This is a genomic window from Falsiruegeria sp. JB4-1, assembly GCF_055693495.1.
Window position 1 is genome coordinate 1,019,603 of record NZ_JBVFTZ010000001.1, and the last position, 14,820, is coordinate 1,034,422.

General features: G+C 59.7%; 16 protein-coding genes and 4 pseudogenes. 17 read left to right on the forward strand and 3 right to left on the reverse strand.

Annotation, left to right across the window (positions count from 1 at the left end):
* Entirely contained in the window at positions 1–963 is a 963-nt protein-coding gene (gene mdh, locus ACZ1HE_RS05210) for a malate dehydrogenase (RefSeq protein WP_472619840.1), read from the reverse strand.
* A 160-nt stretch (positions 964–1,123) separates the two neighbouring features.
* Here mdh and ACZ1HE_RS05215 point away from each other — a divergent pair, with 160 nt between their 5' ends.
* Entirely contained in the window at positions 1,124–1,879 is a 756-nt protein-coding gene (locus ACZ1HE_RS05215; protein WP_472619841.1) for a sulfite exporter TauE/SafE family protein, read from the forward strand.
* Between the two features lie 79 nt (positions 1,880–1,958).
* On the opposite strand, the gene ACZ1HE_RS05220 is transcribed toward ACZ1HE_RS05215, so the two are convergent.
* Positions 1,959–2,273: a hypothetical protein gene (locus tag ACZ1HE_RS05220; protein WP_472619842.1), complete on the reverse strand. Its 315-nt coding sequence runs from the start codon at positions 2,271–2,273 to the stop codon at positions 1,959–1,961.
* A 295-nt stretch (positions 2,274–2,568) separates the two neighbouring features.
* On the opposite strand from ACZ1HE_RS05220, the gene ACZ1HE_RS05225 reads away from it, so the two are divergent.
* From ACZ1HE_RS05225 to ACZ1HE_RS05285, 13 genes and pseudogenes are all read left to right on the forward strand, one after another.
* Positions 2,569–3,423, forward strand: a complete 855-nt coding sequence (locus ACZ1HE_RS05225; RefSeq protein ID WP_472619843.1) for an HpcH/HpaI aldolase/citrate lyase family protein — start codon at positions 2,569–2,571, stop codon at positions 3,421–3,423.
* Between the two features lie 32 nt (positions 3,424–3,455).
* Positions 3,456–4,011, forward strand: a pseudogene (locus tag ACZ1HE_RS05230) (NnrU family protein).
* A 12-nt stretch (positions 4,012–4,023) separates the two neighbouring features.
* Entirely contained in the window at positions 4,024–4,230 is a 207-nt protein-coding gene (locus ACZ1HE_RS05235; RefSeq protein ID WP_472619844.1) for a DUF1737 domain-containing protein, read from the forward strand.
* Positions 4,230–5,259, forward strand: a pseudogene (locus ACZ1HE_RS05240) (MaoC family dehydratase). The gene ACZ1HE_RS05235 and the pseudogene ACZ1HE_RS05240 overlap by 1 nt, the downstream one beginning before the upstream one ends.
* Positions 5,256–5,447 (forward strand): annotated as a pseudogene (locus tag ACZ1HE_RS05245) (histidine phosphatase family protein); the annotation flags it as partial. The pseudogenes ACZ1HE_RS05240 and ACZ1HE_RS05245, both read left to right, overlap by 4 nt.
* A gap of 55 nt (positions 5,448–5,502) precedes the next feature.
* Positions 5,503–5,844, forward strand: coding sequence for a histidine phosphatase family protein (locus ACZ1HE_RS05250; RefSeq protein ID WP_472619845.1), 342 nt, complete (start codon positions 5,503–5,505; stop codon positions 5,842–5,844).
* 24 nt (positions 5,845–5,868) lie between these two features.
* Positions 5,869–6,639, forward strand: a complete 771-nt coding sequence (locus ACZ1HE_RS05255; protein ID WP_472619846.1) for a DUF4344 domain-containing metallopeptidase — start codon at positions 5,869–5,871, stop codon at positions 6,637–6,639.
* Positions 6,636–7,151 carry a GNAT family N-acetyltransferase gene (locus ACZ1HE_RS05260; protein WP_472619847.1) on the forward strand — a complete coding sequence of 172 codons (516 nt, stop codon included), beginning with the start codon at positions 6,636–6,638 and terminating at the stop codon, positions 7,149–7,151. The genes ACZ1HE_RS05255 and ACZ1HE_RS05260 overlap by 4 nt, the downstream gene beginning before the upstream one ends.
* 46 nt (positions 7,152–7,197) lie before the next feature.
* Positions 7,198–7,864 (forward strand): annotated as a pseudogene (locus ACZ1HE_RS05265) (DUF1194 domain-containing protein).
* A gap of 424 nt (positions 7,865–8,288) precedes the next feature.
* Positions 8,289–8,672, forward strand: coding sequence for a succinate dehydrogenase, cytochrome b556 subunit (sdhC, locus tag ACZ1HE_RS05270; protein WP_472619848.1), 384 nt, complete (start codon positions 8,289–8,291; stop codon positions 8,670–8,672).
* A gap of 12 nt (positions 8,673–8,684) precedes the next feature.
* The gene (locus ACZ1HE_RS05275; RefSeq protein ID WP_472619849.1) at positions 8,685–9,056 is read left to right on the forward strand and encodes a succinate dehydrogenase, hydrophobic membrane anchor protein; all 372 of its coding nucleotides are present in this window, start codon (positions 8,685–8,687) and stop codon (positions 9,054–9,056) included.
* Between the two features lie 24 nt (positions 9,057–9,080).
* Positions 9,081–10,895 carry a succinate dehydrogenase flavoprotein subunit gene (sdhA, locus tag ACZ1HE_RS05280; RefSeq protein ID WP_472619850.1) on the forward strand — a complete coding sequence of 605 codons (1,815 nt, stop codon included), beginning with the start codon at positions 9,081–9,083 and terminating at the stop codon, positions 10,893–10,895.
* 10 nt (positions 10,896–10,905) lie between these two features.
* The gene (locus ACZ1HE_RS05285; RefSeq protein WP_472619851.1) at positions 10,906–11,685 is read left to right on the forward strand and encodes a succinate dehydrogenase iron-sulfur subunit; all 780 of its coding nucleotides are present in this window, start codon (positions 10,906–10,908) and stop codon (positions 11,683–11,685) included.
* A 68-nt stretch (positions 11,686–11,753) separates the two neighbouring features.
* Here the strand turns inward: ACZ1HE_RS05285 and ACZ1HE_RS05290 are convergent, their stop codons facing one another.
* Positions 11,754–12,572: a DUF2189 domain-containing protein gene (locus ACZ1HE_RS05290; RefSeq protein WP_472619852.1), complete on the reverse strand. Its 819-nt coding sequence runs from the start codon at positions 12,570–12,572 to the stop codon at positions 11,754–11,756.
* Between the two features lie 172 nt (positions 12,573–12,744).
* Here ACZ1HE_RS05290 and ACZ1HE_RS05295 point away from each other — a divergent pair, with 172 nt between their 5' ends.
* From ACZ1HE_RS05295 to ACZ1HE_RS05305, 3 genes are all read left to right on the forward strand, one after another.
* Positions 12,745–13,458, forward strand: coding sequence for a ZIP family metal transporter (locus ACZ1HE_RS05295; RefSeq protein ID WP_472619853.1), 714 nt, complete (start codon positions 12,745–12,747; stop codon positions 13,456–13,458).
* A 190-nt stretch (positions 13,459–13,648) separates the two neighbouring features.
* The gene (locus ACZ1HE_RS05300) at positions 13,649–13,843 is read left to right on the forward strand and encodes a hypothetical protein (RefSeq protein ID WP_472619854.1); all 195 of its coding nucleotides are present in this window, start codon (positions 13,649–13,651) and stop codon (positions 13,841–13,843) included.
* A gap of 57 nt (positions 13,844–13,900) precedes the next feature.
* Positions 13,901–14,749, forward strand: coding sequence for an urea carboxylase-associated family protein (locus tag ACZ1HE_RS05305; RefSeq protein ID WP_472619855.1), 849 nt, complete (start codon positions 13,901–13,903; stop codon positions 14,747–14,749).
* Positions 14,750–14,820 lie beyond the last annotated feature (71 nt).

A 14,820-nucleotide genomic window follows, 5' to 3' on the forward strand; every position in this document is an offset into this window, starting at 1 on the left:
TTAGGCCAGCGAGCTGTCGATGCCTTTGCATGCGTCGATCAGGCCTTTGACGGCGTTGACCGAGTTGTCGAATCCGGCTTGCTCTTCTTTGTTCAGCTTGATGTCGACAATGCGCTCGACGCCACCGGCACCGATCACGGTTGGAACGCCAACATACATGCCTTTGACACCCAGTTCGCCGTCGCAATATGCGGCGCAGGGCAGAACGCGCTTTTGGTCTTTCAGATAGGCTTCGGCCATTTCGATCGCCGAAGTGGCAGGTGCGTAGTAGGCCGAACCGGTTTTCAGCAGGCCAACGATCTCGGCGCCGCCGTCACGGGTACGCTGCACGATGGCGTCCAGCTTGTCCTGTGTGGTCCAGCCCATGTCGACCAGATCGGGCAGCGGGATACCGGCAACGGTCGAATAGCGAACCGACGGCACCATGGTGTCGCCGTGGCCACCCAGAACAAACGCGGTCACGTCGCGCATCGAAACGCCGAATTCTTCCGACAGGAAGTGCGCAAAACGCGCCGAGTCCAGAACGCCTGCCATGCCGCAGACCTTGTTGTGGGGCAGGCCCGAGAACTCGCGCAGAGCCCAGACCATCGCGTCCAGCGGGTTGGTGATGCAGATCACGAACGCGTCGGGCGCGTGGGCTGCGATGCCTTCACCGACCGACTTCATGACCTTCAGGTTGATGCCCAGCAGGTCGTCGCGGCTCATGCCTGGCTTGCGCGCAACACCGGCGGTCACGATGCAGACGTCAGCGCCTGCGATGTCAGCGTAATCGCTGGTGCCCGACATTGCGGCGTCAAAGCCTTCGGACGGGCCGGATTCGGCGATATCCAGCGCCTTGCCCTGGGGCAGGCCGTCTGCGATGTCAAAGAGGACAACGTCGCCCAATTCCTTGACTGCTGCGAGATGCGCAAGTGTGCCGCCGATGTTCCCTGCGCCGATAAGGGCAATTTTGGGTCTGGCCATTGGAAAGTTCTCCGATCCGAATGAAAATCGCGCGTTTGCTAGTCGCTTATGCGCCACCGCGCAAGGGTTCTGCGGCGCGGCATGCTATCGCATACAGGGTGTTACACCCGATCTGGGTGCGCTAACGTTCAATGGAATAAGGGTGATTGGGGTCGCAAACGTGCTGGAATTCAATTTGCTGTTTTTCGCCGTGGCAATCCCGGCAACGGTGTTTGCGGGCATTTCCAAGGGTGGCTTTGGCTCAGGTGTGGCCTTTGCGTCGTCTTCGATTCTGGCTTTGATCCTGACGCCAACTCAGGCTCTGGCCCTGATGCTGCCGCTCTTGATGCTGATCGATGTGGCGACCTTGCGCCCCTATTGGCGCAGGTGGAGCTGGCCGGACGCTCGCGTGCTGATCCTTGGCGGAGTTCCTGGGGTGGTGCTGGGGATCTGGTTGTTCCAGGTCACAAATGACGATGTGTTGCGATTGCTTATCGGGGGCATCTCGCTGGCCTTTGTGGTCTGGCAGCTCATGCAGCGCCAAGGCTGGTTGCCCGAGGCCCAGGATCGCCTGCCAGCATCAGCCGGAGTTGTGGCAGGGGTCGTCGCGGGCTTTACCAGTTTTGTGAGCCACGCGGGCGGTCCACCTGCTGCCGTCTACCTGCTATCGCAGCGCCTGACCAAAACCCAGTTTCAAGCCACAACTGTTCTGGTCTTCTGGACCATAAATATCGCCAAGTTCATTCCCTATGCGTGGCTCGGCCTCTTTACCCTGCAAACCACGTTGGCGAACTTGCTGCTTGCGCCCTTTGCTCTGTTGGGCGCATGGCTGGGTGTCAAAGCGCATCATCTGGTCTCCGAGCGCCTGTTTTTTGGGGTCACTTACGTCTTGTTGGTAGTCACAGGATGCAAACTCATCTGGGACGCCCTGACCTGACCAAGCAACAAAAAGGCCGCTTGCTCTCAGAGGGAAAGAGAGAGCAAGCGGCCCTGCGCCTGATACCACTCGACAGGTTTCAGGCGTCGTTCCCTTTGGCGGGCAGCGCCTCGGCCAAGGTCTCGAACGATTGGCCTGAAGCGACCAGACAGGTCACACCACTTGGCATGGTCACCGTGATCGTCCAGCTGCCGGTCTCGTGCGAGGCGAACACCTCGACCACGGACCCTTGCGCGGCCAATCCGATGCTCTGGCGGGTTTCGCCGTATTTCTCGGCCAACCGTTCCAGAACCGCGGGACGCGGTGCACAGTTCTGACCTTGGGCATTCACCGCTTGGGCGGCCAGAACCATCACACCCAGTCCCATGGTGAGTTTGAACATTTGCTTCATCATGACATTTCCCCTTTGCTGCGAAGTAGACCTTCTCCCGTCGGAGCCGCACCAAAGCGGCAGTAAAGTGACGAGTGTCGGAGGGGGCGCTCTTGTCGTCAGGTGGCCTGATCTTGTGGCGTTTCGTCTCCGATCTGATGCAGGAAATCCTGCGATAACTGTGCTGAAAACAGGTTAACGGACCGTGCGCGGGCCAAGACATTGCGTGATTATGCTGCATCGCGGCGATTTGCTCTTGAACTTTCCGGCTAAAAATGCCCCTGTCCGCGCAACATTCTTTCGCACGAGGTTTCCCGCCATGGACGCACGTCAACGCCCCTACCGCTCGGTTCTTTATATTCCCGGCTCGAAAGAGCGCGCTTTGGAAAAGGCCAAAACCCTGCCTGTAGACGCGATCATTTTTGATCTCGAAGATGCCGTGTCAGTAGATGAAAAGGAAAACGCCCGTGAAACGCTCAAGGCGGCTCTGGCGGCTGGCGGTTATGGCGACCGGGTCAAGATCGTGCGCATCAACGGCTTCGACACGCCCCGGGGCCGTGACGATGCGGCTGCCGTGGCAGACATGGACGCCGATGTGGTTCTGCTGCCCAAGGTCGGCTCGACCGATGATCTGGACGCATTGGCCGCTGTTACCGGCGATCTGCCGATCTGGGCGATGATGGAAACCCCGCGCGGCATGCTGAACGCGCCTGCGATTGCGGCCCACCCGCAGATGCAGGGCTTTGTCATGGGCACCAACGATCTCGCGAAAGAGCTGCAAACCCGCTTCCGCCCAGATCGCCTGCCGCTGCAAACCTCGCTTGGTCTGTGCCTTCTGGCTGCCAAGGCCGAGGGGCTGATCATCGTCGACGGCGTCTATAACGCGTTCAAAGACGACGAGGGATTGCGCGCCGAATGCGAACAGGGCCGCGACATGGGCTTTGACGGCAAGACGCTGATCCACCCGGCACAGGTCGACGTGACAAACGAAGCTTTCGCCCCGTCCGAGGCCGAGATCGACCTCGCCCGCCGCCAGATCACGGCATTCGAAGAAACCGAAGCCGCCGGTCAGGGCGTCGCCGTGGTCGATGGCAAGATCGTGGAAAACCTGCACGTTGCCACCGCCCGCGAAATTCTGGCAAAAGCAGAAGCAATCGCAGCCCTGGCATCCTGACAGGGCGCGCCAGCTAGCGGGGAGAGCAAGCAATGGGTTTTGGTTTGTTGATTTTGGGTGTGGCCCTTTGGTGGGCACCACATCTGTTTAAGAGGGTCATGCCCGAACAGCGCGCCGCCATGGGCAATGCCGGACGCGGTGTCGTCTCACTCGCGCTCGTTGCCTCTATCGTGCTGATGGTGATTGGCTATCGCGCCACCGACTTCATCTATGTCTGGGCCCCGCCCAGCTTCATGGTCCACATCAACAACCTGCTGGTGCTGATTGCCATCTGGATGATGAGTCCTGCTTAGCCAAAAGGGTCTTCTGCTCAACAAGGTTCGCCACCCGATGCTGGCGGGCTTCAAGGCCTGGGCGTTCGCGCACCTGCTGGTCAACGGCGATCTGGCCTCGATCATCCTGTTCGGCGGGCTACTGGCGTGGGCCGTGGTCGAGGTTATCGTGATCAACAAATCCGAACCCGACTGGACCCCGGGCGAACCCGGAACACTGGCCAAGGACGCCATGTTCTTTGTCGCCTCTATCGTGCTGTTGGCCATCATCGGCTACATCCACGGGCTGCTCGGCCCATCCCCATTCCCCGGCTAAGGAGCTGAACCCATGGCCAAACTTTATCGCCTCCTGACCGAGGAGGACACATCCGCCTTCTGCCACAAGGTAAGCGAGGCGCTTTCCAAAGGCTGGGAGCTGTATGGCGATCCCACCTATGCATTTGACCAGGAAAACAACGTCATGCGCTGCGGTCAGGCCGTCACCAAAGAGGTCGACGCCGACTATGCGCCCGACATGAAACTAGGACAGCAATAATGGCAAAAACCAACCCCGGCCGCTTTTTCGAAGACTACTCTGTCGGCCAAGTCCTGACCCACGCGGTGCCACGCACCGTCTCGGGTGGCGAACGGGCGCTCTATCACGCGCTCTATCCGGCGCGCCACGCGCTTTATTCTTCGGATGCCTTTGCCCAGGCCAGCGGTCTGCCCGCCAGTCCCATCGACGATCTGGCCGCGTTCCACGTCGTCTTCGGAAAAACTGTGCCTGATGTCTCGCTGAACGCTGTTGCCAACCTGGGTTATGCCGAGGGTCGTTGGCTGCTGCCGGTCTATCCCGGCGATACGCTGCGCTCGGAATCTGAGGTTATCGGCCTCAAGCAGAACTCCAACGGCAAGACCGGCGTTGTCTATGTTCGCACCCGTGGTCTGAACCAGCGCGACGAGGTCGTGATGGAATACGTTCGCTGGGTGATGGTCCGCAAAAACAACCTCGACGCACCCGCGCCCGAAACCATTGTGCCGGACCTGAACAAAGTGGTTCCCGCCGACCAGCTTGTGATCCCTGAAGGCCTGGATTTTTCGAACTACAACTTCGATCTGGCCGGTGAACCACACCGCTGGGGCGATTACGAGATTGGCGAGACTATCGACCACGTCGACGGCGTCACCATCGAAGAAGCCGAGCACATGATCGCCACGCGCCTGTGGCAGAACACCGCCAAAGTACACTTCGACCTAACCTTCCGCCCCGACGGGCGTCTGATCTACGGCGGTCACGTCATCTCGATGGCGCGTGCACTGTCGTTCAACGGTCTGGCCAACGCACAGATGATCGTGGGCCTCAACGGCGGCGCGCACGCCAACCCTTGCTTTGCCGAGCACCACCGTCAAAGCCTGGACCGAAGTGCTGGACAAGGCCGACACTCCCGCTCCCGGCGTCGGTGCCATCCGCCTGCGTCTGGTGGCCACCAAAGGCGGCGCACCGTTCGAGCTGAAAGACGAAAACGACAAGTACAAGCCCGACGTTCTGCTCGACCTCGACTATTGGGCGCTGATGCCGCAATGACCCAAGCTGGCCGGATCGCGATTTACCTCACCCATCCCGAGGTCAACATAGATCCGGCCATCCCCGTAGCGGATTGGGGCCTGTCCCCGACCGGGGCTGATCGGACCGCAACCCTCGCGGCCCGTTTGACCCAGGCCCCTGTGCAGGTCATAGCCAGCGCCGAACGCAAGGCGCTCGAAACCGCCTGGCCTTTGGCCGCACGGTTCGGCACGCCGGTCACGGTCCGCCCCGGCATGCACGAAAATGACCGCTCGGCCACCGGTTACCTGCTCGGCCCCCGAGTTCGAAGCCACTGCAGACGCCTTTTTTGCCACCCCGCACCAATCCATCCGCGGCTGGGAACGCGCCATCGACGCCCAATCCCGCATCGCGGACGAGGTGCGGCGCGCCGTGAACAGCCATCTGGGCGATCGGATCATGTTCTGCGGTCATGGCGGGGTCGGTACGCTGCTCTACTGTGATCTGGCCGACAAACCCATCGACCGCACGTGGGACCAGACCGGCGGCGGGCACTGGTTCTCCTTCGATCCAGACAACTGGACCGCGCTTAGCCACTGGGCACCGATGGAAACCCTGTCATTCTGATTGGCCTGTGATAGCGTCCGCCACATGACGCGCTTCAAATCCAATATCCTGGCCGCTGGCCTCTTGGTCGGGTTGACTTCACCCGTCGCCTCCGAGTTCTCAATGGATGCGGAAGAGGCTACGCAGGCCTATGTCGAAGCCAACCTTTTGGGCATCTTCTATCACGAGCTGGGTCACGCGTTGATCGACATGCTCGACCTACCGATCTTTGGGCAGGAAGAGGATGCAGCAGACGTCCTATCGGTCTTCCTCATCGACGCGCTCTATGAAGAGGACAGCGCTGTTGATCTGGCCTATGGCACTGCCTTTGGCTTTCTCGGAGAGGTGGAACAGCGTGAGGCTGAGAACGAATTGCCCGCCTATTGGGATGTCCACGGCCCAGACCTGCAACGCTATTACAACCTTGTCTGCATCTTTTTCGGCGCCAACCCGGATGAGCGCGAGGACGTGGCAGAGGATCTAGGTCTGCCTGCCGACCGAGCCGACTATTGTCCCGACGAATACGATCAGGCCAATCACAGCTGGGGCGCGGCCTTGGAAGACATCCTCTCGGATCGTCCTGCCCAAACCATCCGCCTAGGCCAGTTCGAGATCGAATCCGACGGCGGCGAGTTTACCGCCCAGTTAATCGAGGCCGAAGTCGAAGCGCTGAACCAGGACTTCAAACTGCCCGATGACCTGATCGTCTCGGTCCAACCCTGCGGCGAACCCAACGCCTACTACGACCCCCAAGCTCGAGAGATCACCATGTGTACCGAATTTGCTGACAACCTAGCCGCTTGGGCCCCCGAATGAACTTGCGATGCGCGCATGTGGACGATGCTTCAAGCCTCGCTGCTGTCGCCATCGAAGTCTGGGTCGGCACCTACCTGCGCGACGGCGTGTCAGGTTTCTTTGCCGACTACGTGTTTGAAAACCTGACACCGGACGCCTTTCGCGCCCTGATCGCAAACCCAAAGGAGCACATTGTGGTGTCGGAACGCGGCGATGGCATCGACGGGTTCATCCGCATCAGCCAGGGCAAACCGGCCGAGGTGTCGGGCTGTTCGGACGTTGAAATCGCTACGCTCTACTTGCAACCTCGACACCGCGGGCATGGGATCGGACAGGCGCTGTTACAGCGCGGACTGGACATCTGTTCCGATCTTGGAGCAGCTCAGCCATGGCTGATGGTGAATGCGGAAAACACCCGGGCGCGTGCCTTTTATGCCCGTAACGGGTTCGACGAAGTCGGCCATACGTTCTTTCGCATTCAAGATGGCGCGTATCGCAACGAAATCCTGGTCTATCGTCCTGACAAAAAATGATGTGTTCGTGACGTGACATTGTTGCTGCCTCTCGTAAGGTGGGGGCATGTGGCGCACCGCGATCTCAGCTCTGGCCTTTGCGGCCATGACCCTACCGGCTCAAGCCTGCGATCTGGCTTTGGCGCTTGCAGTGGATGTGTCAGGCTCGGTCGACAGCCGTGAATACGGCATTCAGATGAATGGCCTGGCCCATGCTTTGCGCGATCCGATCATTTCCGAGGCCCTTGTGCGGGGCGACAGCCGTCTGATGCTGGTGCAATGGACCGGGGCCTCGCGTCAGCAGGTGACCATACCCTGGACCCGGATCGACAGTTTTGACGCTATCGATGCTTTTGCCGTGGCGGTCGAACAGGACGTCCGCGTTTGGCGCAACTTCTCAACCGCGATCGGCGAGGCGTTGCAGGCGACGATGAATACCTTTGACCAGGTGCCCGACTGCAAGCGCCACCTGATCGACATTTCGGGCGACGGGTTCTCAAACGAAGGACTGGAGCCGACCACAGTGCACCCCGAACTGCGCGCGGCCGGAATCACAGTGAACGCCATCGCGATCGAAGAAAGCGAACCCGACCTGACGGCGTATTTCTTTGAAAACGTGATCGTGGGCGAGGGGGCCTTTGTCGTCTCGGCCGCCGGGTTTCTGGATTACCCCGAGCGGATCTCGAAAGAAACTGCTGCGTGAAGTGACCCAGCAAACTGCCGCGCTGGATTAACGCCACGTTTTGACCTGGCAGAGGGGGTACTCCCGCACCCGAGCGATCCTGACTGCGTCAGCACCGCTAACGGCTTTGGGCCCGGCACCGGGCAAAGCCCGGTGCCGGGCCCAACGGGAGGAGGTGTTTCGTCAGAAACATCGACGACGGGCGGGAGTGGCCCGAGAGGAGAGAGCTCTATTGGGGGTGATGAACCGCGGGTCTGGCCAGTCGATCAGGATTCGTGATCACAACACTATACCTTCGATATCGTTAACATTCGTGCAGATACTGATTATTTGTGATCACGCATCAGTTTGCTGTGATCACATAATCACATTTCTGCACTGCCGCGCCAAAAAACCGCGCCTTTTAACGCCCCTTCTACGTGACAGACCGGCAAAAAACAGTAAAACCAATCGCAGCCAACCGGAAAGGAGCCACCATGGCCGATGTCAATCGGGGCAACCGCCCGCTCTCGCCGCACATTATGATCTATCGCCCTCAGATGACGTCTATCTCGTCTATCATGGTCCGCATCAGCGGGTTGGGTGTTCTCGCTGTGTCCTTGCTCTTTGTCTGGTGGTTGTTGGCCGCCGCCTCGTCCGAGGCCGCCTTTGCGCAGATCGACGGCTTCCTGCGCAGCTGGTTTGGCGATCTCATCCTGTTCTTCACGACCTGGGGTCTCTGGTATCACACCCTCGGTCGGTTGCGGCACGTATTCTGGGACTTTGGCTATTGCCTGGATGTCGAGGTGTCCGAAAAGCTGGGCATGGGCATGTTTGTTGGTGCCACGATCCTCGCCATTTTGACCGCAGTTCTGGTGTAAGGAGGCTGGCAAATGCGATATCTGACCGACCGTAAACGCGCGCAAGGCCTGGGTGCAGGCAAATCCGGAACTCAAGGGCATTGGAACACCATGGTCCGCGCCATGTTGCTGACCATCCTTGTCCCGCTCTTCATCTTCACCGTTGGCGCTGGAATTGGCGGAACCCATGCCGAGGTCGTCGCCTACTTTGGACGCCCGTTCCCGGCAATCGTTGTAGCGTTGACGCTGATCGTCGGCCTGCAGCAGCTGATGTACGAGGCACAGGAAGCGATCGAGGATTACATCCACGGTGTCGCGGAAAAGGTCACGCTCGTGGCGATGTGGGGCTTTGGCTACACGCTGATGGTTGCCGGGCTATTTGCGCTCGTGAAACTCGCCCTCTGAGACGCGCGGTAAGGATTTAGAACAATGACAGCAGCATATGAATATGAAACCCACGATTACGACGTCGTTGTCGTAGGCGCAGGTGGTGCAGGTCTGCGTGCAACTCTTGGCATGGCCGAACAAGGCCTGCGCACCGCGTGCGTGACCAAGGTGTTCCCGACCCGCTCGCACACGGTTGCGGCACAGGGCGGCATCGCCGCCTCGCTCTCGAATATGGGTCCCGACCACTGGCAGTGGCACATGTACGACACCGTCAAAGGTTCGGACTGGCTGGGTGACACCGACGCGATGGAATATCTGGCGCGCGAAGCCCCCAAGGCGGTCTATGAGTTGGAACACTACGGCGTTCCGTTCTCGCGCACCGAAGAGGGCAAGATCTATCAGCGCCCGTTCGGCGGCCACACTACAGAATTTGGCGAAGGCCCCGCCGTGCAGCGCACCTGTGCCGCTGCCGACCGCACCGGCCACGCGATCCTGCACACGCTTTACGGTCAGTCGCTGAAAAACAACGCCGAGTTCTACATCGAATATTTCGCCATCGACCTGCTGATGAGCGATGACGGCCAATGTCAGGGCGTCGTCTGCTGGAAGCTGGATGACGGCACCATGCACGTCTTCAACGCCAAAATGGTCGTACTGGCCACGGGCGGTTATGGCCGTGCGTACTTCAGCGCCACTTCGGCCCATACCTGCACCGGCGACGGTGGCGGTATGGTGATGCGCGCGGGCCTGCCGATGCAGGATCTTGAGTTCGTGCAATTCCACCCAACCGGCATCTACGGCTCGGGCTGCCTGATCACGGAAGGTGCACGGGGCGAGGGCGGTTACCTGACAAACTCCGAAGGTGAGCGGTTCATGGAGCGTTACGCGCCCCAGTACAAAGACCTGGCACCGCGTGACTATGTCAGCCGGTCCATGACCATGGAAATCCGCGAAGGCCGCGGTGTGGGCGCCGAGGGTGACCACATCCACCTGAACCTCAGCCACCTGCCAGCTGAAGCCCTGGCCGAACGCCTGCCGGGCATTTCGGAAAGCGCCAAGATCTTTGCCGGTGTTGACGTGAACAAGGAACCGATCCCGGTTCTGCCCACCGTTCACTACAACATGGGCGGCATTCCGACCAACTACTGGGGCGAGGTTCTGAACCCGACCGAAGAAAACCCAACCGGCATCGTTCCGGGCCTGATGGCCGTGGGCGAGGCGGGTTGTGCCTCGGTCCATGGTGCCAACCGTCTGGGCTCGAACTCGCTCATCGACCTCGTGGTCTTTGGCCGCGCCTCCGCCATCAAGGCGGGCGAGGTTGTTGACCCCAACGCGGCCGTACCTCAGGCATCCGCCGACAAGGTCGAAAAGGTCTTTGAACGCTTTGACAGCCTGCGCTACGCCAAGGGTGCGATCCCGACCGCTGATTTGCGTTTGGAAATGCAGAAAACCATGCAGCGCGACGCGGCCGTGTTCCGCACCGCCAAAACCATGGCCGAGGGCGTCGATGCGATGACCGAAATCGCCGGCAAGATGGGCGATGTGAAGGTCACCGACCAATCTCTGGTCTGGAACTCGGACCTGATGGAAACGCTGGAACTGACCAACCTGATGCCATCGGCGCTTGCCACCATCGTCAGCGCCGAGGCCCGCAAGGAAAGCCGCGGCGCCCACGCGCACGAGGATCACACCGAGCGTGACGATGAAAACTGGCGCGTGCACACTGTCAGCCGCATCGACGAGACCGGCACCAAATGCGATCTCAGCTATCGCCCGGTGATCACCGATCCGCTGTCGACCGAAGCCGAAGGTGGCATCAGCCTCAAGAAAATCGCGCCCAAGGCGCGGACATTCTAAGGAGAGAGAAATGGTACAACTGACCCTCCCCAAGAATTCGCGCATCACCACGGGTAAAACCTGGCCCAAGCCCGAAGGCGCCACCAACATCCGCAAGTTCAAGATTTATCGCTGGAACCCGGATGATGGTCAGAACCCGCGTGTGGACACCTACTTCCTGGACATGGACGCCTGCGGCCCCATGGTTCTGGACGCGCTGATCAAGATCAAGAACGAGATCGACCCGACCCTGACCTTCCGCCGCTCGTGTCGCGAAGGCATCTGTGGGTCCTGCGCGATGAACATCGACGGGATCAACACGCTGGCCTGTATCTATGGCATGGACGAGATCAAGGGCGACGTGAAAATCTATCCGCTGCCCCACATGGAGGTGGTCAAGGACCTGATCCCGGACCTGACGCATTTCTATGCGCAGCACGCGTCAATCATGCCGTGGCTGGAAACCAAAACCAACCGTCCGGCCAAAGAGTGGAAGCAGTCGATCGACGACCGCAAGAAACTCGATGGCTTGTATGAATGCGTGATGTGCGCGTCCTGCTCGACATCCTGCCCCAGCTACTGGTGGAACAGCGACCGCTACCTCGGTCCCGCGGCCCTGCTGCACGCTTATCGCTGGATCATCGACTCTCGCGATGAGGCAACAGGCGAGCGTCTGGACGAGCTCGAAGATCCCTTCAAGCTCTATCGCTGCCACACCATCATGAACTGCGCCAAGACCTGCCCCAAGGGTCTGAACCCGGCCAAGGCCATCGCAGAGATCAAAAAGATGATGGTCGACCGCGCCGTCTAAGTCAGCGCGCAACGGTTTTCCAACAGGCCGACCTTTGGGTCGGCCTTTGTTGTTTGCAGAATGCGCCTTTAGCTTTCAGCGGGCATCACGGCCCGCTGATACAGGTGCCACGTGGTGTGCCCAAGAACAGGCAAGGTTAAGATCAGGCCCAGAAACGCCGGAACCATCGACACCAGCAACGTCACGGTAATGACTGCGGCCCATCCCAGCATGACAACAGGGCTTTCCTTGACCACGCGTATGGATGTCAGCATGGCCGAAATGAAATCGCTCTCGCGGTCCAGCAACATCGGCATGGCGATGACGGTCACCGTGAACAGGGCAGCTGACAGCAGGGCCCCTGCACAGGTACCGACCGCCAGAAACAGCCACCCCTCAGGTGTGAAAAACACGACCTCAAGAAACCCGCTCAAACCGGAAAAGGACGTATCCTTCAGGATAATGGCTAGCCAAAGCCGAACCTGGTAAATCCATATCCAGAACATGAACAGGGTAACAAAAGCCATCCAGCCCATTTCACGCCTGCGTTGATCGGCAACCACGGTCAGGATATCAGCCCAACCGAAACTCTGCCCGGTCTGCAACCGGCGCGACATCTCATACAGCCCGGCGGCGGCAAAGGGCGCCACCAGCGGAAAGCCAGCGATGGCAGGAATGATCACCCATATCTGGTCGAGCCAGAGCAGGCACCACACAAAGAGGATGCCAAAGATGGCGTAGAACAGACCAAAGAATCCGCTCATGACGGGGCGCGCCAGAAAGTCCGACATCCCGGCTTTGAGCGACGCGATGACATCAGCGGCCTTGATAGGGTTGATCCCTGGCAGCGTGTTTTGCTCTGGGGGCTGATTGTCCTGTGGTGCGGAACTTGTTGTCTTGGATGTCATGGCACTCCTCCCAAACCATGGTGCCGCGATTGGGTTTCTGTCGGCAGACCCTGCTCCAGTCTTGAGTGTGCAGCAGCTCTGGCGGCTGAGCAAGCGGACCGATTAAGAGATTGAAGGGGTGATCCGGGATTGCTGGCTTGGCAAAGACTGAAATTCCGACTTAGATCAAACAATGAGCGATCTGACTTACGCCTTGCTATTGGCCACTTTCGCAGGACTGGCCATGCCCCTTGGGGGGCTGTTTGCACGCTATGAACATGTGCGCGACACACGCATCCAATCCCGCATCGTGCATGCCGTGACCGCCTTTGGTGGTGGCGCGCTGCTGTCAGCCGTTGCGCTGGTTCTGGTGCCCCGCGGTGCCGAAGCGCTGCCCGTCACCCTTGCGATCCCATTGCTGGTGGCAGGTGGCGTCAGCTTCTACGTCGTAGACAAGGTGCTGGCACGAGCAGGGGGCAGCGGTGCGTTGTTGCTGGCGATGTTGTTGGACTTCCTGCCCGAAGCGATGGCCCTTGGCGCGCTGCTTACGACCGAGTCAGCCACGGCAAAGCTGCTGGCGGCGATGATATTCTTGCAGAATCTGCCCGAGGGGTTTTCCGCCTTTCGCGAAATCTGGTCACGGGGCCAAGTGCCTGGCTGGCAGATCCTGTTGATCTTCATCGGCCTCGCGGCCCTTGGCCCTTTGTGCGCGGCAATAGGGTTCCAATTTCTGTCAACCGACCCGGAAACGCTTGGCGCGATTATGATCTTTGCAGCTGGCGGTATCCTGTATCTGTTGTTTCAAGATATTGCACCCGAGGCCCACGTGTCCGGTGACTGGTCACCCGCACTGGGGGCTGTCTGCGGGTTTGCCTTGGGGCTGGCCGGGGACATGATCATCGGTTGATCCAGAGCGTTTCTCAGGATGCAAAGACAGACAGAGAGCCCTCCCGCCCGTCGTCGATGTTTCTGACGAAACACCTCCTCCCGTTGGGCCTAGCGCCGCGCTGTGCGCGGCGCGCCACCGCATTGTACGACAGGCATAGACGTAGGCTAAGGGCGTTTCGATTGCAGGTCGGATACGTTAAGCCCATGGCATGCTGATCTTGCTTCTTCCACTTACGCTGATGGTACTTGCCTATTTCATCTGGCGCACCAAGACCTCGATGCTCAGCCGCAATTGCAGATGGCGGCAAAGTCGGGCCAAAGGGCTTTGGCGCTGCGCATCCTGCGGAGCCGAGGTTCTGGGCACCGATCAACCGCGCCAGTGCAATGCTCGACGCCCAAGCTGACCTCTTGCATCTGCCCTGCCTATCGTGCCCATCTATCAGGCAAGAGGAGATGCCAAAATGACAACACCCCCAGCGGACGCAGCCGCCCGTCGCGCCATTGCACCAGTGATCTGTTACCCACCCGAGACGTTGCCCGAGCCGCCAGTGGAGCTTTATCGCGCCGCACGCGAGAGTGCGGTCAAGATCGACGAGGTCCTTGTGCCCGCCCGCGATGCGCGATGTTTTACCGTGCCTGCGGGCCATTTCTTTCGCATCTCCTCGGTCGAGGGACCGCAGGTGGGGGATTTGAACCTGCACAACCTGAACGACGTGACCGAGCGTTTCTATTCCGGCAAGACCCGAGCGCTGCATGGCACCCACATCACAACCGGTGAACGTATGTGGAGCAGTTTCCCTGACATGCGCCCGATGGCTACGATCATCGAGGACACGCTTGGTTGGTATGGGATCGACGAGTTTGGCGGTTCGGTTCACGACGTAATCGGCACCCGCTGTGATCCCTATACCGGCAACCTGCTGGCAGGCACCCAATACCACCACTGCTGCCATTCAAATCTGACCCGATCCTTGGCCGATTATCTGGGCGTGCCTTTGAAAGAGGCTGAGCCGCTGGTGCATGATGTGCTCAACGTGTTCATGTGTACCGGGTTCACCCGCGACACCGGACAGTATTTTATGAAAGCTTCGCCCGTGCAGCCCGGTGACTATCTGGAGTTTTTTGCGGAAATCGACCTCTTGGGCAACCTAAGTGCCTGCCCTGGTGGGGATTGTTCTTCGGAGCATTCTTCGGATGCAGCCTCTTGCTATCCGCTTTTGGTCGAAGTTTTTGCCCCGAAAGAAGGGGCGCTGGAAGGATGGAGCAGCCCAGGCCCCAACCGCTATGACGGAAGCCATGGCAGGGGATAGTGCCGGTTTTCTTGGGAACTGGCGTCTGTGTAATCCTGCTAAATAGGAACCCAAGGGTGCCAAACTCGAAC

Bases quoted from the DNA above. Each gene is read 5' to 3' on its own strand.
- ACZ1HE_RS05235 (WP_472619844.1), top strand. From the start codon at position 4,024: ATGGCCAAACTTTATCGCCTCCTGACCGAGGAGGACACATCCGCCTTC.
- mdh (WP_472619840.1), bottom strand. From the start codon at position 963: ATGGCCAGACCCAAAATTGCCCTTATCGGCGCAGGGAACATCGGCGGC.
- sdhC (WP_472619848.1), top strand. From the start codon at position 8,289: ATGGCCGATGTCAATCGGGGCAACCGCCCGCTCTCGCCGCACATTATG.
- ACZ1HE_RS05260 (WP_472619847.1), top strand. From the start codon at position 6,636: ATGAACTTGCGATGCGCGCATGTGGACGATGCTTCAAGCCTCGCTGCT.
- ACZ1HE_RS05220 (WP_472619842.1), bottom strand. From the start codon at position 2,273: ATGATGAAGCAAATGTTCAAACTCACCATGGGACTGGGTGTGATGGTT.
- ACZ1HE_RS05285 (WP_472619851.1), top strand. From the start codon at position 10,906: ATGGTACAACTGACCCTCCCCAAGAATTCGCGCATCACCACGGGTAAA.
- ACZ1HE_RS05275 (WP_472619849.1), top strand. From the start codon at position 8,685: ATGCGATATCTGACCGACCGTAAACGCGCGCAAGGCCTGGGTGCAGGC.
- ACZ1HE_RS05255 (WP_472619846.1), top strand. From the start codon at position 5,869: ATGACGCGCTTCAAATCCAATATCCTGGCCGCTGGCCTCTTGGTCGGG.
- ACZ1HE_RS05295 (WP_472619853.1), top strand. From the start codon at position 12,745: ATGAGCGATCTGACTTACGCCTTGCTATTGGCCACTTTCGCAGGACTG.
- ACZ1HE_RS05225 (WP_472619843.1), top strand. From the start codon at position 2,569: ATGGACGCACGTCAACGCCCCTACCGCTCGGTTCTTTATATTCCCGGC.
- ACZ1HE_RS05290 (WP_472619852.1), bottom strand. From the start codon at position 12,572: ATGACATCCAAGACAACAAGTTCCGCACCACAGGACAATCAGCCCCCA.
- sdhA (WP_472619850.1), top strand. From the start codon at position 9,081: ATGACAGCAGCATATGAATATGAAACCCACGATTACGACGTCGTTGTC.
- ACZ1HE_RS05305 (WP_472619855.1), top strand. From the start codon at position 13,901: ATGACAACACCCCCAGCGGACGCAGCCGCCCGTCGCGCCATTGCACCA.
- ACZ1HE_RS05300 (WP_472619854.1), top strand. From the start codon at position 13,649: ATGCTGATCTTGCTTCTTCCACTTACGCTGATGGTACTTGCCTATTTC.
- ACZ1HE_RS05250 (WP_472619845.1), top strand. From the start codon at position 5,503: ATGACCGCTCGGCCACCGGTTACCTGCTCGGCCCCCGAGTTCGAAGCC.